The following is a 24,988-nucleotide window of genomic DNA, read 5'->3' as shown; positions in this document are numbered from 1 at the left end:
GTCGCCACGGATGTCAGGAGAGAATCGGGGGGCCGCGCGGGCGCGCCGCGACGCCCGGCGCCGCGGGCGGCATGGGCACCTGGTTCTCGGAAATCGCCGCGCCGACCACAAACGGCCGGTCGCAAGACTCCAACGGCGGCGTGGGCGGGAGGCCTGACGCGGCTATCAGCCGGCAGGCGTTGCAGCTCTTCCGGGCGCTTTTCTGGGCGGGGCCGCGCGATGTTTCGCCGCAAATCGGAACATTGGTCCCGTCAGGCAGGGCGAGAGCTGAGATTTCGGCGGCGAAAGCGGGCGCTCCCGCGCCCGGCGTGGTCGGGCCGGGGTCATGAGCGATTCCGATCGTGAGGCAAGCGACCGCATAGATGGCGGCGGCCAAGGCCGTGAAACGGACGTTGCGCATGAGCTCCAGCATAGGTGAAGGAAAAGCGCTGACGGGAGCCTTGTCAATAAAATTGCGCGAAGCGGACTTCGCTTCAGCGCCCCTTCGCCGCGAAGGCCGCCGCCGCGCCGAACAGGCCCGGCTGCGGATGGGCGATAAGCCAGACTGGCAGCTCCGCCATCAAGGCGGCGTAGCGTCCCTTGGCGGCGAGGCTTGAGGCGAAGCCCGTCTGAGGCAACAGGTCCGCGAAGCGCGGCAGAAGTCCGCCGGCGAGCGCGATTCCATGCGCGCCATGGGTCAGGGCGACGTCGCCGGCGAAGGCGCCGAGACAGGAGCAGAAAACTTCGAGCGCCGTGCGGGCGAGCGGATCGGCGCCGGAAATGGCCGCCTCCCACAAGGCCTTGTCATTCGCCGGGATGGGGGCCTCGTCCGCGCCGGGAAGCGCGGCGCGGATCTCGGCGAGGCCGGGCCCCGAGAGGACGCGCTCCGCCGAAACCCGGCCGAATTTCGTCCGCAACCGCGCCAGCAGCGCGTCCTCGAAGGAATCGCGCGGGGCGAAGCCGACATGGCCGCCCTCGGCCTCGACGACGCGATGGGACTCGGTCTCCAGCAAGGTCAAGGCGACGCCCATGCCGGTGCCCGGGCCTATGACGCTGATGGCGCCCGGGCGGGGCAGCGGTCGCCGGGGGCCCGAAATATGGGTGAAATCCTCGGGCGCGAGTTGCGCGACGGCGTGGCCGATGGCCCCGAAATCATTGACCAGAACCAGGCGCTCGACGCCGAGCTCCCCGGCCAGAGCGGCGGGCCGCAGCCGCCAGGGATTATTGGTGAATTTCAGCTCCTCGCCGCGCACCGGGCCGGCCACGGCCAGCGCCGCCGCCCGAGGCGCCGCGCCGGAACGGGCGAGAAAGGCGCGCCAGGCTTCGGCCAGCCCGGGAAAATCCGCGACCCGCAGCACGGTCGCCGGGCCAAGGCCACGCACGCGGCCGGCTGCAACCCGCGCCAGAGCGAAGCGCGCATGCGTGCCGCCGATATCGGCGACGCCAAGTTCTTCTTCCCGCATTTTCGCCCCCCGGGCTCCTGGTTATCGCGCCCGCCGCATATGGGGCAGTCCGCGTTCTGTCGCGCGGTCGTCGCCTTAGTCTTCGACCCCGCTCAATCGGGCGAGAAAAGGGGAATTTGTCAAATGACGCGTTTAAGACCCGTCTCCATGATGAAAATCGATCGCTGTGAGATTAAATAGATTGACGCCCAATTGCGACGGGATGCTGGCGCATGCAATGCGTCGGCAATAGTCGCGCCGCCGATGCGGGGAACATGGAGGCCGGCATGCGAGTCCCATTCGGAGCAGCGCTCGCGCTAAGCTTGATCCTTGTCGCGTCCGCGGCAAACGCGACTGAAAATGCCGCGCCGCATCACCGTCATACCGGCCATCATTCCGCGCGGCCTGTCGCCCGTCAAGCGCCGGCCGTCCAAAATCAAGGCCCCGCGGCTGACGCTCCGGCGCTGACGCCCTTTCGTCCCGGCGAGGGCAATACGAATGGGCTGAGCCGCGATCCCGACGATTGCGACACGGGGTGCGTCGGCGGCAATCCCGGTTGATGAGGCTTCAGAACCGGAAGCGGACGCCGACCGTCGGATCTATGTTCCGGGTGTGCAGGTAGCCGCTGGCAACGCCGCCATAGACATTCGAGACCATCACGCCGGCATAGAGATCGATGCGGTTGAGCGGTTTGTAATCGAGAAGGAACGAATAGGAAAAACGGCCGCCGGCGCACTTGCCGCTGCTCGTCGCCGAGCCCGACCCGGTGCAGACGCTGGACGAGGGCAGATAGTCGTTCTGCGTTTCCCAATAGGCGCCGGCGGAAAGATCGAGATTGTTCAGGGCCGCATAGCGAACGCCGGTCCAGACCGTGTTGAGAACGCGCGCCACGTCATAAGCGTTTGATGTGACGGCCCCGGGCGGCACGAAAATGCCCTGGGCGATGGTCGGCAGACCGTTGGCGTAGGCGTCGCTCGGATTTTCCGACCGGGCGTAGACATAGCCGCCATAGAATTTGAACGCGCCCCATGTGTATCGCGCCATCAGCTCGAAGCCGCCGGAATTCGACAAGGTCGCCTTCAGAATGGAATTCGGGTCATAGCCGGGGGGAAGCGCGCCGCCGGAATAGCTGGACAAGGCTACGGCGTTCCTCGCGAAGCCCGCGACGGCGTCGAAGGATAAATGGTCGAAATCGGCGCCCAGTTGAATCTGATATTGCCCGGTCGTCGCATTGCCCTGGTCATATCCGCCGATCTGCGCCTGGGCGGCGATGTGAAAGTGATGGTAGGTCAAACGGTAGGTCAGCGCGCTGTTGATGCGCGTGGTCGGACTGACCCCAAAACCGGAATAGATCGAAGAAAAGCCGATCTGCGAAAATGCGACCGAGGCTACCGGGTCATATTTGCCCAACGCGCTCGCCGAGAGCGCATTGCTCCGCCCGAAGGTCAAGGTTCCGTAGGTTGGATTGCTGAAGCCGATGAAGCCTTGCGAATTGTCCCATTGGCCGGCGCGGCTCGAATTGAAACCAGAGGTCTGATAACCGATCGCTTTGAGATTGTTATCCGCCAGCGAACGCGGGCCGTTGACCAGCATCAACGTGTGGGGATTGAATCCGGCTTCCGCCACGCCGATCAGCGTCCAGTCGTCGAAGAGCTTCTCCTGCATGGCGATGCCGACGACCGATGTGCTGATCGCGTTGGGGGCCCACAGCCAATGGCTGTTGGCGCTGTTTTTTTGAATGGCGTAATTCGGCTTGTCGGCGCTCTGCCCCACCGGGACGCCCCACTGGCTGTAGCCGTAACCGCCGTCGATATTGCCGAAGAGGGTGAACCCCGCATAGCTCAGCGGGCAGTCCTTGATGGACGAAGTGAGAAAATCCTGGACGCCGCCCCAACAGGAAGGCGCAGCTGGCGGGAGTTCGGGCGCCGTCGCAGCCGCGAGATCGGCCGCTTGCGCGCAACCGATGAAGGCGGACACAAAAAGACCAGCGCACAAAATCCCTTTCATCTTGTCTCCCGCGACTTGCAGTCGTCGCAGCAACGTCATCAGTCGCAAGATGATCGCCTTTTCAGGTGGCGTAATCCAGCGCGGAGCGCGTCCAAATTTCTCGGGGATCGCATCATAAGCGATGCGACGGAAACGCCTGAAGCTGACAGCGGCGGTTCAATGCAAAAAAACTCATTTTCTTCAAATTGTTATGGAAAATAAGCCGAGGCGCTGGCGGCAGGCTTTGTCGCCAGTCGATTTTCAAGACGTCCCATTTCCTTCCGATATGTTGCTGTTCGGCCACTCCAACCCACCGCCGAACATGACGTCGGCCTGACGAAATCCGCAAGTTGAGCCGCGTTCCGTCGGCGCCGATGTGGAAAAAGATGCGGCTGGCGCATATTTGTTCGTCTTTCCGCCTTGGAAGCGCGGTTCCTTTTTACCTGGCGATGGGCGAAAATCTCGGTCGAGGAGCCTCGCCATGGCGGATGGATCAAGCAGAAACTGGCTGGTGTTCCGATCCCTGCAAGGCGGCGCCGCGAGTTGGCGGGCGGATCTGGTCGCCGGACTGACGCTGGCGGCCATCGCCGCGCCCGAGCAGATGGCGACCGCGCGTCTCGGCGGATTCGCGCCTCATATCGGCTTTTACGTCTTCATCGCGGGCTCGCTGGCTTTCGCTCTGTTCGGCGCCAATCGCTATCTGTCGTCCGGCGCGGATTCGACCATCACGCCTATCTTCGCCGCATCACTGGCTGCGATGGCGCCGATCGGAGGGGCGGAATATCTGAACCTGGCGGCCTTGCTCTCCGTGATCGTCGGCGTTTTCCTGGCGGGGGCAGGGGTCTTCCGGGCAGGCTGGGTCGCCAATCTGTTCTCGATCCCCGTGCTTACCGGCTTTCTTGGCGGCATAGCTGTGCACATCGCTTTGTCCGAGGCGCCGGCCTTTCTCGGACTTGTCGCTGGATCGGGAAGCAGCTTCGACCGCATGGCGCAAATCATCCGCCAGTTCGAAGGCGTCAAGCCATTGGCCGTCCTGACCGGATCGGCCTGTTTCGCCTTCATCGCTGTCGTCGAATGGGCAGGCTCCCGCTTTCCGGGGCCGCTGTTGGCCCTGGCCGGGGCGACCGTCGCCACGATGATGCTCGGTCTTGAAGGCCAGGGGCTGCCAACCGTCGGCGCCTTTCACGTCACGCCGCCGCGTCTCGCCGCGCCGATCGCCAACGTCAACGATTTCGGCAAGGTTCTGGGCCTGTCCGCGATTATCGCCGCCGTGGTCATGGCGCAGAGCGCGGCGACCTCCCGCTCCTTTCCCGGATTCCCCGGCGAAGCGGCGGATATTGATCGCGACTTTCTGGGCCTTGGCCTCGGCTCCATGCTGTCTGGCCTGTTCGGGGCCTTTCCCGTCAACGCCAGTCCGCCGCGCACCGCCATCGTCGCCGAGGCCGGGGCGGAAACCCAGATCGCGGGAGTCACAGCGGCGGTCGCCGTCGCGCTGGTCGCGGCTTTTGGCGAAAGCTTCCTCAGCCATACGCCGGAGGCGGCGCTGGCGGCCATTCTCTTTTATATCGCAGGGCGGATTTTTCGGCTCGGGGCCATGCGCGATATCGCCGCGCGCTCCCGTCCGGAATTTATTCTGCTGCTCGCGACCTTGCTGCTGGTGGTTCTGGTGCCGGTCCAGACCGGCGTCGCTCTGGCGATCATCCTGTCGCTGATCCATGGGTTGTGGACAACGACCCAGACCGATCTGCATATTTTCGAGCGTTTCCCTGGCAAGACGATCTGGTGGCCGGAAAATGACGATTTCGACGGAGAAACGCTCGCGGGCGTGAAAGTGGTCGGCTTTCAGGCGCCTTTGTCCTTTCTTAACGCCGACCGCTTTCGGCGTGAACTGGTCGCGGCGGCGGGCGAGCCGGGATTAAAGCTTCTCATACTCGAAGCCAGCGCCATCGATTCGATCGATTACACCGCGGCCCAGGGCCTTGCCGCGGCGATAGGGGCTTGCCGCCACAAGGGCGTGGATTTCGCCATCGCGCGACTTGAATCCGTGCGCGCCCAGGCCGCTTTCGCGTGTTATGGCCTTTTCGACGCGCTCGGCGCCCCTGGCGTCGATGGACGCAAGCGCCTGTTCCGCAGCGTGGATGAGGCGACAAGCCAGCTGGCGGGCGACGCGCGAGCGATTTCGACACCTGCCGTCAAACGGCAATCATAGGCAGGAAATTGAGCAGAGGCTCGAATGCGTGACGTCAAACAAGCGGTCTATATCTGCGAAGACGAAAAAGTGCTCTCCGACGCGATGGCGATGGAATTGTCAAATCGTTATGAGGTTTTCGTGAGCGAGACCGGACGCGAGGCGATGGAGGCCGCGCGGGCCGGCAAAGTCGCCATTCTGGTGATGGACCGGAAGCTGAACGGCGCGGACGGCCTGGCGCTGGTCGAGGAATTGCGGGCAAGCGGCGATCGGACCCCGGTGCTGATGATCAGCGCGATGGGCGCGGTGGACGACCGCGTCGCCGGCCTGCGCGCGGGCGGCGACGATTATCTGGTCAAGCCTTTCGCCATGTCCGAGTTTTCCGCGCGAGTCGACGCTCTCGCCCGTCGTCTTGCTGGCGACAACGCGACGGTCCTGCGCGCGGGCCCCTTGCAGATGGATCTCATCGCCCGGCGGGTCCGCCGAGCCGGCAGGGAGATCGAGCTTCTTCCGCGCGAATTCAAGCTCCTCGAATATTTCATGCGCAGGCCGGGGATCCTGGTCACGCGCAAAATGCTTCTGGAAGAAGTCTGGAACTACCGGTTCCATACGCAAACCAATGTTGTGGACGTTCATCTGCGCAATCTGCGGGTCAAACTCGATGCTCCGGACGAGAAGCGGCTGATCGTCAACCTGCGGGGTGAAGGATTTCTGCTCGATGCCTCTGCGTGACTTTCTTCGTTCGACGCCCTTGCGGCTCGCGGCGGCTTTCGCTTTGGCTATCCTTCTCCTGACCGGCGGCGTCTTCGCCTTCGTTTACGAAGAGACCACCGAGGCGTGGATTTCGCAATTGCAGACCGTCTTCGCGGACGAGGCGGAGAAGGCGGCGGCAAGCGACGACGAGCGCTTGCAGCGCGCCTTGTCGCTCCGGCTTACCCGCGATTTCAGGCGGCTGAATTTCGTCGCCCTTTATGACCCGTCGGGTAAACTCGTTTTTGGCAATCTCGATCGCAAGCCAGATGTTCCCGCGGACGGGCGCACCCATTATCTCGCCGATTTCCGGCCGACTGAGGCGGGCGAGCCCGAACCGACGCTCATGGTCGCCCGCATAAGGCCGGATGGAGGGGTCATCGTTCTGGGGCGCAGTCTCTCGGAAGTTGCGATGCTCAGGCGAATTCTCGGGCGGGCGCTGTCCTTCGCCATATTGCCCATAGCGGCCGGCGCGCTCATGGCGGGATTTTTCCTGGCGCGCCGAAGCGGCGAGCGAATCCGGGAGATCGACCGCGCTATTGCGGAAATCGTGAAGGGCGACCTTCGCGCGCGTCTGCCGAGCCGTTCGGGGATCGACGAGCTCGACGGCGTGATCGCCTCCGTCAACGAAATGCTTGATGAAATCGAGCGGCTGCTTGGTCAGCTCGGCGCGGTCGGCGACAATATCGCTCATGATCTGCGCGCGCCGCTCGTCAACGTGCGGGCCGTTCTGGAGCAGGGGATCGCGACCGCCCCAAAAGGCTCGCCCGCGCGGCAATCCATTCAGACCGCCTTGCGCCAGATCGACCGCGCCATGACGACGATCGCCGCCTTGTTGCGCGTCTCCGCGATCGAGCGCGAGCGACGCCATTCGGCCTTCAGGGAGATCGATCTCGGGGAAATCTGCGCGGAACTGCATGAATTTTTCCTGCCTTTGGCCAAGGCGAAAGGCGTGAGCCTCGCCCTTTCCGCCGACGGATCAGTCCTGCGCCGGGGCGACCCGGACCTGATGCGCGAAGCCGTGGCGAATCTGATCGACAACGCGCTGAAATTCACGCCGCGCGGCGGCGGCGTGTGGATTGCGGCGACGGGACGCGACGGCCACGCCAGCATCGAGGTCAGCGATAACGGCCGTGGCGTGCCTGCCGCCGAAAGCCACGATATCTTCCGGCGTTTCGCCCGCGCCAGGAATGGCGCGGACCTGCCCGGGACCGGCCTTGGGCTGAGCATAGCCGAAACCATCGCGCGCCTGCACGGCATGGACCTGACCGTCGAGGATAATGCGCCGGGAGCCCGTTTCACGCTCGCGGAACGTCATTCTTGAGCGGGCGAAAGTCGATCTTCCGGCCCGGATAAAAAACATTTTAGTATGGGGCGCTTCAACCGGCGACTATAAGCCGAGGCGAAAACCGGCGCCCCGCTCTCGCCGCTTACAACCACGCGCAAGGCATAATGCTCGCACTCGTACGCATCGCGCTCAAGAGGCCCTATACGTTTGTCGTCATGGCGATGCTGATCGTCATCGCCGGCGTCCTGTCCTGGATTCGCACCCCGACCGACATTTTCCCGGCCATCCGCATCCCCGTCGTCGCGGTGGTCTGGACCTATAACGGCCTGCCGCCGGACGATATGTCGGGCCGCGTCGTCTATTATTATGAACGCGCGGTCAGCTCGACGGTCAACGATATCGAACATATCGAATCCCAGTCGATGTCCGGCTATGGTGTCGTGAAGATCTTCTTCCAGCCGACGGTCGACATCAGCTCCGCCCTGGCGCAGATCACCGCGGCCTCGCAAACGGTTCTGAAGCTGCTTCCGCCGGGCATCACCCCGCCCTATGTCTTGAGCTATAACGCTTCGAGCGTTCCCGTCATCCAGCTGGCCCTGTCGAGCGATTCGTTGCCGGAGGCGAAAATCTTCGACTTCGGGCAGAACATGATTCGTCCCCAATTGGCGACGGTCGCCGGCGCGGCGGTGCCCTCGCCTTATGGCGGCATGGTGCGCCAGGTGCAGATCGACGTCGATCAGGCGAAATTGCGCTCCTACGGCCTATCGGCAGAGGACGTCGTCGCCGCGGTCGGCAATCAGGATCTCATTATTCCGGTCGGCACCCAGAAAATCGCCGACAAGGAATATGTCATCAAGCTGAACGACTCCCCCGAGTCGATCGAGGCCCTGAACAATCTTCCGGTCAGAACCGTCGAAGGAGTGACGGTGCGCATCGGCGACATCGCCTTCGTTCATGACAGCCATCCGCCGCAGATCAACATGGTCCGCGTCAATGGCGACAATGCCGTTCTGATGTCCATCATCAAGGCGGGCTCGGCCTCGACGCTCGACGTCATCGAAGGCGTCAAGGGACTGATGCCGCGGCTGCGCGAAATGTTGCCTGAATCGCTGAAGCTTGTCGCGGTCGGCGACCAGGCGCCCTTCGTCGAGGGCGCGGTCAGGTCGGTTCTTTTCGAGGGCGGGCTGGCGGCCGCGCTCACCGGCCTGATGATCCTCATCTTTCTGGGAAGCTGGCGCTCGACCGTCATCATCATCATTTCCATTCCGCTCGCCATCCTGGCCTCGGTCGCCGCGCTTGCCGGGACGGGCGAAAATATCAACGTCATGACGCTGGGCGGCCTGGCCCTGGCGGTGGGCATTCTGGTCGACGACGCCACCGTGACGATCGAGAACATCAATTTTCAGCTTGAGCAGAAGAAGGAGATCGAGGCGGCGATCATGGACGGCGCCCGCCAGATTGTCGTTCCCGCGACCGTCTCGCTGCTGTGCATCTGCATCGTCTTCGTGCCGATGTTCAGCCTTGGCGGGATCTCGGGCTATCTGTTCCGTCCGATGGCCAAGGCGGTCGTTTTCGCGCTGATGGGCTCCTATCTCCTGTCGCGCACTCTTGTTCCGACCATGGCCAATTATCTGCTGGGCGGCCACGACCACGATTCGCACACGCCTCCCCGTGGATTCTTCGGGAAGTTCCAGCACGGTTTCGAACAGAGATTCGCGGCGGCGCGGCGGGGCTATGAAGGAATGCTCTCGGCGGCCATACGGAGCCGGCGCGCCTTTGTCGTGATCTTCCTGAGCTTTGTCCTGGCTTCGCTGGCGCTTGTGCCCTTTCTTGGCCAGAATTTCTTTCCGAGCGTCGAAACGGTTCAGATGAAACTCCACGTGCGCGGCCCGACGGGCCTGCGCATCGAGGAGACCGGCCGATTGTTCACCCGGGTCGAGGCGGCGATCAGCACGATCGCCGGCCCCGGCGTCATCGCCTCCGTGGTGGACAATATCGGTCTGCCGATCAGCGGCATCAACGCGGCTTATGGCAATTCGGGGACGATCGGCTCCGCGGATGGCGATATTCTCATCACCCTGGAAGAGGGGCAGGAAAAGAACAGCGAGGATCTGGTTCGCAGATTGCGGGAGAAATTGCCGGAACTGTTCCCCAACGCGACCTTTTCCTTCCTCCCGGCGGATATCGTGACGCAAATTCTCAATTTCGGCCTGCCGGCCCCGATCGACGTGCAGGTGATCGGAAACGACTTCGAAGGAAACCGGCTGCTGGCGAACAAGTTGTTGAAGCGGATTTCCGAGGTGACCGGCGTCGCTGACGCGCGCATTCAACAGCCGGCCGACCAACCGACGATCAATGTGGACGTCGACAGGATTCTCGCAAGCCGCCTTGGCGTCACCGAAAGGGATATCGCAACGTCGCTGCTCATCACCCTGGCGGGCTCGATCCAGACCAACCCGGTGTTCTGGCTGAACCCGAAAAGCGGCGTGTCCTATCCCGTGGTGACGCAGACGCCGCAATATTGGATGAATTCGCTTGAGGATCTGGCGCGCGTTCCAGTATCCCGCGGCAAAACGCCGCAAATTCTCGGCGCCGTTGCCGATATCGGCCGTGGCGAAAGCAACGCCGTCGTTTCTCACTATTCGGTTCAGCCGGTCATCGACATTTTCGCGACCAACAGCGGCCGCGACCTCGGATCGGTCTCGGCCGAAATTCGCAAGATCATCCAGGAATTCGACAAGGCGCGGCCGCGCGGCACGCGAATCGTCCTGCGCGGGCAGTCCGAGACGATGAATTCGGCTTATTCCCAACTTTACGGAGGATTGGCCTTGGCGGTGGCGTTGATCTATCTATTGATCGTGGTCAATTTCCAGTCCTGGCTTGACCCATTCGTCATCGTGGCGGCGCTGCCGGCCGCTCTCGCTGGAGTGACGTGGATGCTGTTCGCTACCCATACGACGCTTTCGGTTCCGGCCTTGACTGGCGCGATCATGTGCATGGGCGTGGCGACGGCGAATTCGATCCTCGTGGTGAGCTTCGCCCGCGAGCAGCTGGCGGAAGGGCTTGAGCCCTTCGCGGCCGCGCTCGAAGCGGGTGTCGGGCGTTTTCGCCCGGTTCTGATGACCGCGCTCGCGATGATCATCGGCATGGCGCCGATGGCCCTGAGCGCCGAACAGAATGCGCCTCTCGGCCGTGCGGTGATCGGCGGACTTATTTTCTCGACCGTCGCCACGCTGGTTTTCGTTCCCGTGCTTTTCGGCATTGTCCATTCCCGCCGGCCGGGAAAATCGATTGAGGCGTCCGATGAAAGATAACATCGCCTCCGAACCTTTGACTGGCGCGGTTCGAGGCCGGCGCCGGGGGCTTTGGCTGTTTCCCCTCGCCGCGGTCGGTCTCGCCCTTTACCTCGGCTTTACTTTCGTTCAGCGATGGGAAGCGGAGAAGCGCCTGGCCGAATGGACCCGCGAGCGCGCCGTTCCAACGGTGTCGGTGATTAGCCCGCATCGTGACGACAAACCCCAGATTCTCGCGTTGCCCGGCAATATCGCGGCATGGAACGAAGCCTCGATCCATTCTCAGGTCGCCGGTTACGTCAGGAGCTGGCGGACCGATATAGGCGCAATCGTCAAGAAGGGCGACATCCTTGCGGAGGTCGACACGCCTGAACTGGACGAAAGGCTGGCGCAGGCGCGCGAGGAACTCAGCCGCGCGGAGGCGGGCCGGGCGCTCGCCGGCGTGACGGCGGAGCGTTGGAGCGCCTTGCGGAGCTCGGCCGCGGTTTCGAAACAATCCGCCGACGAGAAGTCGAGCGATCTGAAAGTCAAGCAAGCCGATGTCGGGGCCGCCAGCGCCAACCTCGATCGGCTCAAGGCGCAAAAGCAATTCGCGCAGATCGTCGCGCCGTTCGACGGCGTCGTCACCGCCCGCAATATTGACATCGGCTCCTATGTCGGACCCGATCGCGCCGCCCAGCCCCTGTTCAAGGTGGCCGACATTCATGCCGTCCGCGTCTACGTCAATGTGCCGCAAACCTACGCCGCGCGGCTGACCGCCGGCATGCAGGCGACATTCACGACGCCACAATGGCCGGGCAGGAAATTCGACGCCCGCCTCGCCACGACGTCCAACGCCATTGGCGCGCAGAGCGGCAGCCTCCTGGTCGAGCTGGATGCGGCCAACCCCGACGGCGCCCTGTTCCCGGGCTCTTATGCCGACGTACATTTCGAACTGGAGACGGACCCGTCGCAGTTGCGCGTCGTCTCCAGCGCGCTGTCGGTCGGCCAGCATGGCGTTCGCGTCGCGACGGTCGACGCGGAGGGCCGCGTGAAATTCAAGACAGTCGTCATCGCGAAGGATTTCGGCGTAGACGTAGCGATCGCCTCGGGACTCGAGCCGCAGGACAGGATCATCAACAATCCTCCCGAGTCGCTCGCCGACGGCGACAAGGTCCGGATTTCCGGCGAACCTTCGACGGGCGCCGCGGAATGAGCCGACGTCTTCTTTCCGGCGTGGGACTTTGCTTGGCGCTGGCGGCTCTTTCCGGATGTGAGCTGGCTCCGCCTTATGCGCCTCCGCCCATTGCGGCGCCTGAACAATTCAAGACGTCGCCGCCGGCCGGACCGCGCGCCGGTGTCGCCGAGAACTGGTGGCGAAGCTTTCGCAGCCCGGAGTTGGACCGGCTGCAGGCGCGTATCGAGCTGGATAATCCGGATTACGCCGTGGCGCTGGCCCGATATCAGCGCGCCAAGGCGGTGCTGGACCTGGCCAGTTCGTCATTCTATCCGGCCGTCGTGGGCCAGCCGCAGCTCAGCTACAACAAGCAATCGCAAAACCGGCCGCTTCGTTCGGCAAACCAGCCGACCTATTACGGCGCCAATCAATTGTTCGGTCAGCTGAGCTGGGAAATCGACCTGTGGGGACGGGTTCGCGATCTCGTCGCCGCAACCAAGGCCGGCGCCCAGGCGAATGACGACCTCCTCGCGGCGACTCGCCTCTCGCTTCACGCCTCGCTCGCCCGCGCCTATATCGCCCTGAGAGGGGCGGACGCCCAGGCGGCGTTGCTCGCGCGGACGATCAAGCTCTATCAATCGGCGCTCGATCTGACCCAGGAGCGGTTGAAGCAGAATATCGCGCCGCCCATCGACGTCGAGCGCGCACGGGTTCAGCTCGCCAACGCCCAGGCGGCGTCGGCGGAAATCGCGCGCGGCCGCGCCGTTCTCGAAAACGCGCTCGCGGCGCTGTCGGGGGAAATGCCCTCGTCGTTCCGGATCGCGCCTGCCGCCGTCCAGCCGTCTGCTCCAAGGCCGCCCCGCGCTGCGCCGGCAAGTCTCCTTTTACGCAGGCCTGACGTCGCGGCGAGGGAGCGGCTGCTGTTTGCGGCGAACGAGCGGATCGGCGCCGCGAAGGCTGATTTTCTGCCGCGCTTCTACATCTTGCTGTCAGGCGGCACGCAATCCACAAATCTGAATCTGTTGAACTTCCACAACAGCCTCTGGAGTTATGGCCCCGGCGTCTCCGCGCCGATTTTTGATGGCGGTCAGAGGCAGGCGGCGCTGGACGTGGCGCGCGCCGAATTTTCGGCTGCCGCGGCGGAATATAAAGGGTCGGTTTTGGCCGCTTATCAGGAAGTGGAAGACGCCCTCGCATCGATCAGATGGCTGAGCGCCGAGAACGCCTCGCTGGCGGTCGCCGCCGGATCGGCGCAGCGGGCGCTGGACATGTCGATGAGTCTTTACAAGGACGGCGCGGCCTCCTCCCTCGATGTCGTCACGGCTCAGTCCGCTGCGCTGGACGCCGACAGGGCGAAGCTTGCCGTCGAGACTCGATTGTTGGAACAATATGTCGAACTGATGCTTGCTCTTGGCGGAGGATGGAGCGGACAGGCGCCTCCGCCCGAACCGCAGAGCCCCCCGCCAATTGCGCTTCTGGGTCCGCAAGGCCATGATCCGGATATTGCGGCGCCCGCCGCCGAGACCCAGAAATGAGCGTCATTCAAGGGGGAGGCGAATTCATGGACCGGTGCGACAATTGCCTGTTCTGGAAAATGGCTCGTCCCGGGGAGGGATGGTGCCGTCGACTATCGCCAAAACCCTCAGCCGAATCCGACCGAATCGCGCACTGGCCGACGACACATGGCGGGCAAGGCTGCGGAGAATTCGTCGAGATCGGCTCGGCCTATGATTTCGTTCTGTGCAGAGAATGCCGCTTCTGGCGCAAGCCGGCGGCAGGGCTGCAGCCCGTCGATCGGGGAGACAGGGCGAGCCATTGGTGGGCCCAGGCTGGCCTTTGCGTCCGACATGCGCCTGCGCCGGTGTCCGAGCCGGGGCCACGCGCCTTTTGGCGCGCGAGCCACGCCTCGGATTCCTGCGCGGAAGGGTTGCTGCGGCCGCAAGCGCCGCCGAAAGACGATACCGGCTCAAGCCTGGCCTAGTCGCATACCATGATATAGGGGTGGTGGAATTCCCAGTTGGAATTGATGACCCGCTTGCGCCAGACGCAGCGGCTGTTTCCCGAATGGGCGGCGTGCACCATCATCTTGTAGTCTTGTGGACTGCTGCCGTACCAGCTGAGGTAGTGGCGCGGATCATATTTATATTGGCCTCCCTCATAGAAGGCGCCGGGATTCACTGGTCCGGGATCTCCCGTCCAGTAAGCCTGGCCGTCGACGACTTTCATTCCCGCTGCCGCGGGGTGAAGGGCTCCGAGGGAGGCGGCCGCTGCGATGACGGCGAGTTTTGCGAGGGCATTCAAGCGTTGCATCATCTTGTCCTCCTTTAGCGCGCGCCCGCAGCCGCGAGGCGCGACGTCGTGGTTGGGTCTGGGGGACGGAGATCTCCGTCGGGGGCTTTGAGACAACCGTGATGAAGCATGACGAAGCTGGCACAAATTTACGGCGGATTAGGGAAGGTCTCGACTAAAATTATTTTTAGGAAATCAATGCATTGCCGGCGATACGGATCTCGCGCGTCTTTAAAGTTGACAAAAACGATAGAAACAGAGATTTATGGTCTGTAAGTCTGGGTCTGGGTCTGGGCGCGAGATTTGTTGGAATGGAGACCATTGATGGTTGGTCGGCTTTTGGGATTCGTGGCGTTCATGGCCGTTGTCGTTCCGGGCGAAGCGACGGCTGATGATCTTGCGCAGCTTAAGCAGCAGATTGCCGCGTCGCGGGAAAAGAATGCGGAACTCATCAAACGGCTCGAAAGGGTCGAGAAACGCGAGGTCGTTCCCGCGCAAGCATCAAAGCTGGCTCCACAACCCGCGCCGGCAGCCTTCGTCGCGCAAGGCGCAAAATCCTCGCTGGACGTCCTGGCCTCCGAGGCCCCTCTCAAATTCCACGGCATTACGCTCTTCGGCGTGCTTGACGCCGGCGTCGCCTGGCAAAGCCATGGCGCGCCGTTCAATGGCTATTATCCGCAGGGCCTCGAATACGCTATCCAGAAAAACAGCAATCATTCCATGTTCAGCGTCGCACCGGGCGGCATGGGCTATTCGGGCGTCGGGCTGAAGGGGGAAGAAGAAATTCTTCCCGGTCTCGCCGGCGTCTTTGGCGTCAATACCCAATTCAATCTGGCGTCGGGCCAGCTTGGGAATGGTCCGGCCTCCCTGGTCCAGAACAATGGTGTGCCGCTGGCCTATCAAAGCTCCAACGGCGATTCCGCCCGCGCCGGGCAGGCCTTTAATGATTACGCCTATCTGGGCGTTTCCTCCGCCGATTATGGCGTGCTCACCTTTGGCCGGCAGCGCACCCTGACCACCGACGACCGCTCCGTCTATGACCCTATCGCTGGCTCGCTGGCGTTTTCCCTGCTCGGCTACAGCGGCTCGTTATCGAGCGGCGACACCGAAAACAGCCGCTTCGACAATTCCATCAAATATCTGGTCCATGTCGGCCCGGCGCGTTTTGGCGCGATCTACAAGCTGGGCCAGCCCGGGTATGGCGCCAGCCAGACCAATGGGCCAACCTATCAGGTTTCCGCGGGCTTCGACGTTCAGGCCTTGTCATTCGACGCCGTCTACAGCCACGTCAGCGGCGCCATTACGCTTTCTTCGCTCAGTGTCGCCCAGGCCGCCAAGCTGCCCGCCGGCTCGCTAGCAGCCACAATTTCCGACAATTCCGCAGTGCTGCTCTCGGCGAAATACAGCTACGGGCCTTTCAAGTTCTTCGGCGGCTATGAGCATATCAACTATGCCGACCCGAATGATCCGATCGTCGCGCCATACGTCGATTCAAACGGCTATCCGATCAGCGTCGCAACCAATAACGCCTTCCAATATCATGATAAAGTCTTGCAGGTGTTTTGGGGCGGCGTGAAATTCGCCTATGACAGCCATCTGGATCTCAGCATCGGCTATTATCACGAATGGCAGAATTCCTACGGCAAGATCGCCTGCAATTTCGCCAACAACACCAAACTCGTCGCCAACGCCTCGACATGCTCGGGCGCGGAAGACGCGATCGGGTTCGTCGGCGAATATCATTTCAGCAAGAAATTGGAGGCCTATGCCGGCCTGATGTACACGGCCGTGTCAGGCGGTATGGCGAACGGCTTTCTGTATACCAACACCATCGATCCGACCGTTGGGCTGCGCTACACGTTCTGACCTTGCTTTCTAGAAGACAATCCAACCGGGCATCGTCGCGGGCGAGAGTGTATTTCTTCGCTCAGGGCTGAGCGCGCCATGGCGGGATGGTTGGTATTTCATTTGTGACAGTCTGATGAAAGCCGATCATCTCGCGCTGCACAATGTCGTAATTCTTTCAGCTTTAACGTCGTTTAGCCTTTAGTCTAGCTGTCAACTATTGCAACAAGGCAACACTGGGATTCTTTGTGGCTCAAAGGCGGCGGTTTTGGGCCTCCGCCAATTGCCAACCACCCGGGTTCTGATTATTCGATAATCAATCGCGATCGATGATCAATCTTTCGTGATCGGATTTCACAGCTGCGGCGGCGCCGCGGTCATTTGGATAGGGCCTTTCGGCGGCATTTCGCACAGGCGCCTCTGAGAACTGGAGACGGGCATGAAGACCAAACTTATGGCTGCTGTCGCCGCCATCGCGGTGATGACGGCGACGGGCGCGGCCCGCGCCGAGAGCGCCGATGTTGCGACGTTGAAGGCCCAGGCCGCTGAACTGAAGAAGCAGAACGAGCAGCTCGAGCAGCGTCTGACCAAGCTGGAGGCGCAGCCCGCCCGTCCGGCGGCGAGCAGCTTCATGGCGGCCGACCTGCCCGTCCTCAAGGACATTGCTCCGATGTGCCCGCCGCTCTCCCTGGATGGTCCGCTGACCTTCTGCGGCATCACCGTTTTCGGCACGGTTGACGCCGGTCTCGGCTGGGCCTCCTACGGCCTGCCTAGCAATGGCAAGCTCTATCTTGGCGACAACCTCATCAACAAGAACGCCACCCATTCCTATTTCGGCATTTCGCCGAGCAACCTGTCGCAGACGACCATCGGCATCAAGGGTTCGACCGAGATCCTGCCCGGCATTTCCGGCGTGTTCTGGGCCTCGACCGGCATCAACCCGCAGTCGGGCCAGCTCGCCAATGCTCCTGGCTCGCTCGTCGACCAGAATGGCCTGAACCGCAACGCCTATTCCAATAACGGCGACGGCTCGCGCGGCGGCCAGGCCTTCAATGATCAGCTCTACGTCGGTCTTGCCTCCAAGACTTATGGCCAGCTCACCTTCGGTCGCCACAAGAGCATGACCAACGATCTGGTCGGGGCCTATGATCCCGCTGGCGCCTCCTATGCCTTCTCCGTCATCGGCTATTCCGGCACGCCGGTCGCCGGCCTCGGCGACACCGGCAACAGCCGTTGGGACGATTCGTTCAAATATCGCGTCGAATATGGTCCGGTTCACTTCGGCGCCATCTACAAATTCGCCGATGGCAACGGTGGTTGCAACTATACCGGTACGCTGGTTGCTCCCAAGACCACGGTGCAGACCTGCTACGCCACTCACAATGATGCTGGTCAGGTCGGCGCTGGCTTTACTTACGCCGGCTTCGATTTCGATGGCGTCCTCGGCTATTTTCACCAGGCGGTCTCGAACGGCATCCTGAGCAGCGCGCAGGCCTTCGCCGGCGCCAGCACCTTCACGCCGAACGTCGGCCCCGCCGTCACCTCGCTCGGCGTGAACAGCAACACCCTGGCTGGCACCATTTCGGACAACACCGGCTGGGCGCTTGCCGGCAAATATACATTCAACCAGTGGAAATTCTACGCCGGCTGGTCGCACGTGATCTACCACAACCCGCAGGATAACGTCGGTATTGGCGCCCAGGGCGACCAGGGCGGCTATGTCCTGAGCACGGTCAACAACGCGGCCTTCGCGCACGCCAAGCTGCTTGACACCGTCTGGCTCGGCACGCGCTACGCCTATAACGAGAAGACCGACATCGTCGGCGGCTTCTATATGGAGCACCAGAACGGATACGGCACGACGGCGAACCTCGCGACCTGCTCGCTGCCGGGCTATATCGCTTTCAGCCCCTACAAGCCTGCTCTGAACCAGACTGCGCCGCGCAGCGCGACTTGCTCCGGCAACCTCTATGGCGCGTCCACCTTCGTCGATTACCACTTCACCAAGCGGTTCGACGTCTATGGCGGTCTGATGTACAGCAGCGTGACCGGCGGTCTGGCTTCTGGCTACTTCAGCGCCTCCAATTGGGCCCCCACCGTCGGCGCCCGCTTCACCTTCTGATCGTTTCTTCGCAAAATCGCGAAACGAAACCTTCGGCAATCCGAAATCCCGCGAGAGCAATCTCGCGGGATTTTTCATTTTTCACGAGAGCCGATTTCACGAGAGCCGATCCTCGCCGCGCATGTTGTAAAAATATTACATAAAGAAACGAATTTTCTATTCTGGCGATGCCTCAGCGCCAACTTCGCCAATAAAGCCCGCCATTTCAGCCATTTGTGCAAGAAACGCGCAATTGAGACCGAATATGGCGATTTTCTGGACTTCTCGAGGCCGGAAAAGATTGCTAGCAATATGTAAATCGATTTCCATCTTTGAAATCGAAATGTATTCGACGCGCCGAATATGGCGTTTCGCCTGATCCGATGAGGATCCGTGCTAGAAGTTTTCTGGAGACAATGATGAAAAACGAGTTGATGGCGGCTGTAGCTGTCTTGGCGGTCGTATCGGCGCCGGGCCTGGCTCACGCCGAATCGGCGCAGGACATTGCCGCGTTGAAGGCCGAGACGGCTGTTCTCCAAAAGCAAAACGCCGAGCTCGAGCAGAGGCTCAAGAACCTCGAGCATAAACAGGGCGAGCAGCAACAACAGGTTTCGCGACAGAAAGACAGCGGCGCCGGATCTTCCCCGCAATCCTTCGTCGCCGACGCCGCCAAAGCGCCGAAAGACCTGCTAACTGGCGACGGTCCGATTACCTGGAACGGCATTACGGTTTTCGGCGCAATCGACGCGGGTCTCGGCTACGCCGCCCATGGTTTGCCGCTGAATTCCAAATATTATTACGGCAACGAAATGCTGACGCCGAAGGCGCATAACGGCTATTTCGGCATCACGCCCAACGGCATGCAATTGTCGAATATCGGCGTCAAAGGAACCACGGAACTTCTACCCGGCCTGAATGGCGTGTTCTGGGCCTCGACCCTGTTTAACCCCCAATCGGGCGAATTGCAGAGCGCCCCCGGCGCGATCATCGCCAACCAAGGCCTGAACTACCGTTCTTACTCGCTCAACCTTGACGGCGCTCGCGGCGGCCAGGCCTTTAACGATCAACTCTACGTTGGCTTCTCGACCAAGACTTACGGTCAGCTGACCTTCGGCCGCCATCGCAGCCTCGCGAGCGATCTGCTGAGCGCCTATGACGCGACCGGCGGCAGCTCCGCCTTTTCGATCATCAGTTCTTCCGGCACCTATGTTTCCGGCCAGGGCGTGACGGAAACCGGTCGTTGGGACAATTCGTTGAAATATCGGGTCGAATATGCCTTTGCCCGATTTGCCGCCATGTATAAATTCGCCGATGGCTCTGGCGGTTGCAACTATCTGGCGACCACCGGACTGAAGCCGGTGGGAACGCCCCAGCAGTGTTTCGCTTCACATAATGACGCGGGCCAGGTAGGCGCCGGGTTCGACTATGCTGCCTTCAGCCTCGATGGCATGCTCGGCTATTTCCATCAGGCCACTTATATCGGCAGTCCATTGACGGCCGCTCAGCTTGGCGGAACGGACACCTTCGTTCCGACGGTCGGCGCGACGGTCACGACGACGGGCAATCCCAATTCGGGCACGCTCGCCGGAACGGTTTCGGACATGACCGGCGGCGCCCTGGGCGTCAAATATACCTGGAACCAGTGGAAGCTCTTTGCAGGCTGGTCCCACACGATCGCCCACAACCCTCAGGATCCGCTTGGCATCGGAGCGCCGAACGACCAGGGCGGATTCGCGATGAGCTCTGTCAACAACGCCTCGTTTCCGCACGCGCGCCTGCAGGATACGTTTTGGGTCGGCTTTCGCTACGCCTATAATGAAAAAACCGACGTTGTCGCCACCTATCAGCGTGTCAACCAAAATGCTTATGGTTCGTTCGTCGGCAACGCCGCCGCGACCGCTGCGGCATGCGACGTCGCGCGCATAAATCTGACGACGGGCGCGTCCATCCGCTCCAACGCTTGTTCGGGCCATCTCGATCAGGGGTCGATTTTCGTCGATTATCACTTCACCAAGCGGTTCGACGTCTATGGCGGCATGAATATCGAATCGGTCAATGGCGGCCTGGCTTCGGGCTATGTTTACACCGCCCAGTTCTCCCCGACGGTTGGCGCCCGTTTCAGGTTCTGAGCCATTCAGGAACTTCGCTCATGGCCTCGGGCTGAAGCAATCCGAGGTGAAGGGCAAATGGTGAATTGAGGCCGTTTTTCCGCTCGTCAAATTGCGCAAGCCGCCGCTTGCGCGATTTTTCAATTCCGCGCAACCAAGTAAAAGCCTTGCCAAGGCGGGGCGCGGCGTTTAGCAAGTCGAAAAATTTCCCGAAAACAGAGGCCCCTGATGGCGAGCTACAATATCTTCCTGCTGCCGGGCGACGGCATCGGTCCCGAGGTGACGGCCGAAGTCGAAAAGGTCGCCAAGGTCATTTCCGACGCGGGTCTCGCCAGTTTCGAATTCGAGAAGGGGCTTGTCGGCGGCTCCGCCTATGACGCGCACGGCAAGGCGATCAGCGAGGCGGACATGGCCCGCGCCCAGGCGGCCGACGCGGTCATGCTCGCCGCCGTCGGCGGGCCGAAATGGGCGGATGTGCCTTACGACATGCGTCCTGAAGCCGGCCTGCTTCGCCTGCGCAAGGACCTTGGCCTGTTCGCCAATCTGCGTCCCGCCGTCTGCTATCCCGCGCTCGCCGACGCCTCGGCGCTGAAGCGCGAGATCGTCGAGGGCCTCGACATCATGATCGTGCGCGAACTGACCGGCGGCGTCTATTTCGGCGAGCCCAAGGAGATCGTCGATCTCGGCAACGGCCAGAAGCGCGCCGTCGACACTCAGGTCTATGAGACCTACGAGATCGAGCGCATCGCGGCGGTCGCCTTCGAACTCGCGCGCAAGCGCGGCAACAAGGTGACGTCGTCCGAGAAGCATAATGTCATGAAATCCGGCGTGCTGTGGAAGGAAGTGGTTACCGAGGTCCACAAGAAGTCCTATCCGGACGTCCAGCTCGAGCACATGCTCGCCGACGCGCTCGGCATGCAGCTCGTGCGCTGGCCCAAGCAGTTCGACGTGATCGTGACGGACAATCTTTTCGGCGACATGCTGTCGGACGTGGCCTCCATGCTCACCGGCTCGCTGGGCATGCTGCCTTCGGCCTCGCTCGGCGCGGCCGACGCCAATGGCAAACGCAAGGCGATGTATGAGCCCGTCCACGGTTCGGCGCCTGACATCGCCGGCAAGGGAATCGCCAATCCGATCGCCATGATCGGCTCTTTTGGCATGGCGCTGCGCTATTCCTTCGGCCTCGGACAGGCGGCGGATCTGATCGAGAAGGCCATCGCCGACGTGCTGGCCGCGGGCCTGCGCACCGCCGACATCAAGGGCGAGGCGACCCATTCCATCTCGACCTCCGCCATGGGCGACGCCATCGTGGCGGCGCTGAAAAAGTCGGTCTGAAACAGATGCGCCGGCCGCTTCGAGCGGCCGGCGCATCACTATATTCCTTGAAGGGCGCCTTATTTCAGGAAGACGTAAATATCGACCTGAAGCGCCACGTCGCTGGAATCCTTGGCCTCGGCGACATATTCCTCCACGAAGAGATTGCGCGCTTCCAGGCCTTTTTCGTCGAGATAGGCTGTGATCGCCTCATAGGTCGAATCAATGTCGTCATAGGCGCCGCGATGCTCGAATCGCACGGCCTTGCCGCTTGGCGCCTGCCCGATCGAGACATCGGCGCCGAGATCGGCCTTCGAATCGGCGGGCGCTTCCACCGGCAGCATGGCGTCGAACTTGAATCCCGCGTCGTCGGTGTCGGTGAAGACCGCGAGCGGGCGTCCAGTTTCCTTCAAGCCGGCCTTTTGCGCGGCTGCGCGCAATTTGGCGATGGTCTCGGCGATCTTCGCATAGCCCTCTTCCCATTTCGCGGCGCCATGCGCCTGGATGGTGACGCGAGCGGCGATGTCCTCGACCTTGATCGCGCCTTCCTCGGCGGGGGCGTCTTTCGGCGCCTCGGCCTTGGGCGAGTCAGGCTTTGCGGGATCGGGCTTGGCCGGCTCAGGAGCCGCCGGCCCCGCGGCGTCCTTGGCGGGGCTTTGCGCCGGGGCCGGAGCCGGCGTCTCGGTTTTTGGCGCAGCCGGTTTGCTTGCGTCGCCCGCCGGCTGTTGCGCGGCGAGCGGAATCGGCGCGGCGATCAGCGCGACGGCCAGCGTCAGACGCCGCGCCCATTCCCGGCCTGAAAAAACCTTGCCGTTCTGCATCCGACAGCTCCCGATCTGGCGCGGCGCGCGCGAATCAATTCATTCTAACGCCCGCTATTTGGCTGAATATGGCCGCGGGCGCTCTTTTCTCCTATATTGCGCCTAAACCCAATATGAACGCGCGACATTTCCGGACCAAAAGCTTGACCGATTTTCCCGCCGCCGCAATTTCCAGCCTCGCCCTGCCGCCGCGTCATCCGCTGGCGGGGCGCGAGATCTTCAGGATGAACGGCGCTGGCAACGCCATTCTGGTCCTCGATCTGCGCGGCTCGGACGTCTTGCCGAGCGCCGAGGACGCCCGGGCGCTGGCGCGCGCGCCGGGCCTCGCCTATGACCAGCTCATGGTGCTGTCCGATCCGCACGTTGCGACTGACGACGCCTTCATGACCATTTACAATCAGGATGGCTCGCTCTCGGCCTCCTGTGGAAACGGCACGCGCTGCGTCGCCCATTATCTCGCCGAGCGTTCCGGCGCCGCGTCGCTCGCGCTGGCGACCTCGGCCGGGCCTTTGGCCGTGCGCCGCGAAGGCCCGTTCTCCTATGCGGTCGATATGGGCCCCCCGCGCCTCGGCTGGCGCGACATTCCGCTGGCGCATGAAGTCGTGGACACGGCCGCAGTCGATCTGAAAAAATTTGGCCTGCCGCCGGCCTCCTGCGTCAGCATGGGCAATCCCCATGCGATCTTCTTCGTTTCGTCCATCGAGGCCCATGACCTCGCCGCGATCGGGCCGGCGCTGGAGCATGATCCGCTGTTTCCGCTGCGGGCCAATATCTCGCTGGCCCAGGTTCTGTCGAGCGATTCGGTGCGGCTGAAGGTCTGGGAGCGCGGAACCGGCCTGACGCTCGCCTGCGGCACGGCGGCCTGCGCCACTCTCGTTGCGGGCGTGCGCGCGGGCCTCACCGAGCGGCGCGCGACCATCGCCTTGCCGGGTGGCGATCTGATCATCGAATGGCGGGCCGCCGATGGTCATGTCATCATGACGGGGCCGGTGGAGCTGGAATTTTCGCAAATCCTGACGCCCGACATTTTTGCGCCCGAGACGGCGGCGCGATGAAGCCGCCCCAGTCGGGCGCGCTCACCGCGCAAGAGTCGGGCGCGAAAATGTCGGGCGCGGTCGAAGTCCTGACATTCGGCTGCCGGCTCAATCTCGCCGAATCGCAGACCATTCGTGAACTGGCTGGGCAGGGCGGCGAAAAGGACCTCGTCGTCGTCAACACCTGCGCCGTCACCGCCGAATCGACCCGGCAGGCGCGGCAGGCGATTCGCCGGCTGAAGCGGGAAAACCCGTTGGCGCGCATCGTCGTGACCGGCTGCGCGGCGCAAATCGAGCCGCAGATATTCTCCGACATGGCCGAAGTCGCCCATGTCATGGGCAATGCCGAAAAGACCCGCGCCTTGTCCTGGGCGGGCTTCGCGCAAAGGGTCAATGTCGCTCCGGTGGCGGAGGCGGCGCGGCGCGACAATGCGGCGGCCAGCGTGCTCGCCGCGATCGAGGGCCATACGCGCGCCTTTCTCGCCATCCAGAATGGCTGCGACCATAGCTGCACCTTTTGCGTCATCCCTTCCGGGCGGGGGCCGTCGCGCTCCGTCTCGCCTGAGGTGGCTCTGGCCCAGGCGCGCAAATTCGTCGAGACGGGCCACAAGGAAATCGTCCTCACCGGCGTCGACCTGACCTCCTGGGGCGCGGATCTGCCGGGCGCGCCCAGGCTTGGCGGGCTGGTGCGCCTGTTGCTGCGCGAATTGCGGGACCTGCCGCGCCTGCGCCTGTCGTCGGTTGACTGCATCGAGGCCGACGCCGGATTGCTCGCGGCCTTCGCCGAGGAGGAAAGGCTCGCGCCCTATCTGCATTTGTCGCTGCAATCGGGCGACGATCTGATCCTCAAGCGCATGAAGCGCCGCCACAGCCGCGCCGACAGCGTGGCGTTCTGCGCCGAATTGCGGCGCCTTCGCCCGGACATGGCCTTCGGCGCCGACCTCATCGCGGGCTTTCCGACCGAGGACGACGACATGGCGGCGCGTTCGCTCGCGTTGATCGAGGATTGCGGCCTGAGCTTCCTCCACGTCTTTCCGTTTTCGGCGCGGCCGGGAACGCCCGCGGCGCGGATGCCGCGCGTGGCGCCCGAACTGGTCAAGGCGCGCGCGGCTTTTTTACGCGAGGCGGGGGAACAAGCATTGACGCGGCATTTGCTGGCGCAGACGGGGCGGCGGCTGCGCGTCCTGACCGAGCGCGGCGGCATGGGCCGGGCCGATGATTTCACGCCGGTCCGCACGCCCGGCCAGCCGCCGGGCAGGATCGTTCAGGCGGACGCGATCGGCTTTTCGGGCGGCGCGCTCGACGTAACGATCGATTCATCGTGAATCGAGATGCTTTCGGTTCGCTAACGCAAGACTCGTAAAATGTTCCTCTAAATGGAGCCATTGCGATGC

At 62.7% G+C, this 24,988-nt stretch carries 18 protein-coding genes; 12 read left to right on the top strand and 6 right to left on the bottom strand.

The genetic code is table 11. From position 1 onward, the window contains the following. Positions 1-13: 13 nt before the first annotated feature. The 3 genes from QM467_RS12900 to QM467_RS12890 all read right to left on the bottom strand — a co-directional run bounded on the left by QM467_RS12900 (position 14) and on the right by QM467_RS12890 (position 3,428). Complete coding sequence (locus tag QM467_RS12900; RefSeq protein WP_283366739.1) at positions 14-400, bottom strand: hypothetical protein; 387 nt, start codon at positions 398-400, stop codon at positions 14-16. Positions 401-473: 73 nt separating this feature from the next. Then, positions 474-1,442: a glucokinase gene (gene glk / locus QM467_RS12895; protein WP_283366738.1), complete on the bottom strand. Its 969-nt coding sequence runs from the start codon at positions 1,440-1,442 to the stop codon at positions 474-476. A 546-nt stretch (positions 1,443-1,988) separates the two neighbouring features. Further along, on the bottom strand, positions 1,989-3,428 hold the full coding sequence (locus QM467_RS12890; RefSeq protein ID WP_283366737.1) for a porin: 1,440 nt from the start codon (positions 3,426-3,428) through the stop codon (positions 1,989-1,991). Between the two features lie 460 nt (positions 3,429-3,888). On the opposite strand from QM467_RS12890, the gene QM467_RS12885 reads away from it, so the two are divergent. The 6 genes from QM467_RS12885 (at position 3,889) to QM467_RS12860 (ending at position 13,617) form a co-directional block, all read left to right on the top strand. Next, on the top strand, positions 3,889-5,616 hold the full coding sequence (locus QM467_RS12885) for a SulP family inorganic anion transporter (protein WP_283366736.1): 1,728 nt from the start codon (positions 3,889-3,891) through the stop codon (positions 5,614-5,616). A gap of 24 nt (positions 5,617-5,640) precedes the next feature. Then, positions 5,641-6,327 (top strand): response regulator transcription factor, encoded by a 687-nt coding sequence (locus QM467_RS12880; protein WP_283366735.1) that lies wholly within the window; start codon positions 5,641-5,643, stop codon positions 6,325-6,327. Then, positions 6,314-7,669: a sensor histidine kinase gene (locus QM467_RS12875; RefSeq protein WP_283366734.1), complete on the top strand. Its 1,356-nt coding sequence runs from the start codon at positions 6,314-6,316 to the stop codon at positions 7,667-7,669. Before QM467_RS12880 ends, QM467_RS12875 begins: the two co-directional genes overlap by 14 nt. Before the next feature lie 128 nt (positions 7,670-7,797). Further along, positions 7,798-10,947: an efflux RND transporter permease subunit gene (locus tag QM467_RS12870; protein WP_283366733.1), complete on the top strand. Its 3,150-nt coding sequence runs from the start codon at positions 7,798-7,800 to the stop codon at positions 10,945-10,947. After that, positions 10,937-12,121, top strand: coding sequence for an efflux RND transporter periplasmic adaptor subunit (locus QM467_RS12865; protein ID WP_283366732.1), 1,185 nt, complete (start codon positions 10,937-10,939; stop codon positions 12,119-12,121). Before QM467_RS12870 ends, QM467_RS12865 begins: the two co-directional genes overlap by 11 nt. After that, positions 12,118-13,617: an efflux transporter outer membrane subunit gene (locus tag QM467_RS12860; protein WP_283366731.1), complete on the top strand. Its 1,500-nt coding sequence runs from the start codon at positions 12,118-12,120 to the stop codon at positions 13,615-13,617. Before QM467_RS12865 ends, QM467_RS12860 begins: the two co-directional genes overlap by 4 nt. 442 nt (positions 13,618-14,059) lie before the next feature. On the opposite strand, the gene QM467_RS12855 is transcribed toward QM467_RS12860, so the two are convergent. Next, on the bottom strand, positions 14,060-14,392 hold the full coding sequence (locus tag QM467_RS12855) for a hypothetical protein (protein ID WP_283366730.1): 333 nt from the start codon (positions 14,390-14,392) through the stop codon (positions 14,060-14,062). 303 nt (positions 14,393-14,695) lie between these two features. Between QM467_RS12855 and QM467_RS12850 the strand changes: the two genes are divergently transcribed. The 3 genes from QM467_RS12850 to QM467_RS12840 all read left to right on the top strand — a co-directional run bounded on the left by QM467_RS12850 (position 14,696) and on the right by QM467_RS12840 (position 20,446). After that, positions 14,696-16,237: a porin gene (locus QM467_RS12850; RefSeq protein WP_283366729.1), complete on the top strand. Its 1,542-nt coding sequence runs from the start codon at positions 14,696-14,698 to the stop codon at positions 16,235-16,237. Between the two features lie 418 nt (positions 16,238-16,655). Beyond that, positions 16,656-18,338 (top strand): porin, encoded by a 1,683-nt coding sequence (locus tag QM467_RS12845; RefSeq protein WP_283366728.1) that lies wholly within the window; start codon positions 16,656-16,658, stop codon positions 18,336-18,338. A 398-nt stretch (positions 18,339-18,736) separates the two neighbouring features. Further along, positions 18,737-20,446 carry a hypothetical protein gene (locus QM467_RS12840; protein WP_283366727.1) on the top strand — a complete coding sequence of 570 codons (1,710 nt, stop codon included), beginning with the start codon at positions 18,737-18,739 and terminating at the stop codon, positions 20,444-20,446. Here the strand turns inward: QM467_RS12840 and QM467_RS12835 are convergent. Then, positions 20,436-20,621: a hypothetical protein gene (locus QM467_RS12835; RefSeq protein WP_283366726.1), complete on the bottom strand. Its 186-nt coding sequence runs from the start codon at positions 20,619-20,621 to the stop codon at positions 20,436-20,438. The genes QM467_RS12840 and QM467_RS12835 overlap by 11 nt on opposite strands. Positions 20,622-20,653: 32 nt before the next feature. Here QM467_RS12835 and leuB point away from each other — a divergent pair, with 32 nt between their 5' ends. Further along, complete coding sequence (gene leuB / locus QM467_RS12830; RefSeq protein ID WP_283366725.1) at positions 20,654-21,760, top strand: 3-isopropylmalate dehydrogenase; 1,107 nt, start codon at positions 20,654-20,656, stop codon at positions 21,758-21,760. 59 nt (positions 21,761-21,819) lie between these two features. Here leuB and QM467_RS12825 read toward each other — a convergent pair whose 3' ends face one another. Then, positions 21,820-22,560 carry a GyrI-like domain-containing protein gene (locus QM467_RS12825; protein ID WP_283366724.1) on the bottom strand — a complete coding sequence of 247 codons (741 nt, stop codon included), beginning with the start codon at positions 22,558-22,560 and terminating at the stop codon, positions 21,820-21,822. A gap of 143 nt (positions 22,561-22,703) precedes the next feature. On the opposite strand from QM467_RS12825, the gene dapF reads away from it, so the two are divergent. After that, positions 22,704-23,615 (top strand): diaminopimelate epimerase, encoded by a 912-nt coding sequence (gene dapF, locus QM467_RS12820; protein ID WP_446737774.1) that lies wholly within the window; start codon positions 22,704-22,706, stop codon positions 23,613-23,615. Then, a complete protein-coding gene (mtaB, locus tag QM467_RS12815; protein WP_283366723.1) occupies positions 23,612-24,919 on the top strand; it encodes a tRNA (N(6)-L-threonylcarbamoyladenosine(37)-C(2))-methylthiotransferase MtaB in 1,308 nt (435 codons plus the stop codon). The genes dapF and mtaB overlap by 4 nt, the downstream gene beginning before the upstream one ends. The last annotated feature ends 69 nt before the right edge of the window (positions 24,920-24,988 follow it).

This window comes from Rhodoblastus sp. 17X3 (assembly GCF_030056575.1).
Taxonomy (GTDB): domain Bacteria; phylum Pseudomonadota; class Alphaproteobacteria; order Rhizobiales; family Beijerinckiaceae; genus Rhodoblastus.
The sequence above is the reverse complement of the archived record's forward strand: the minus strand, read 5'-3'. Positions and strand labels throughout refer to the sequence as shown.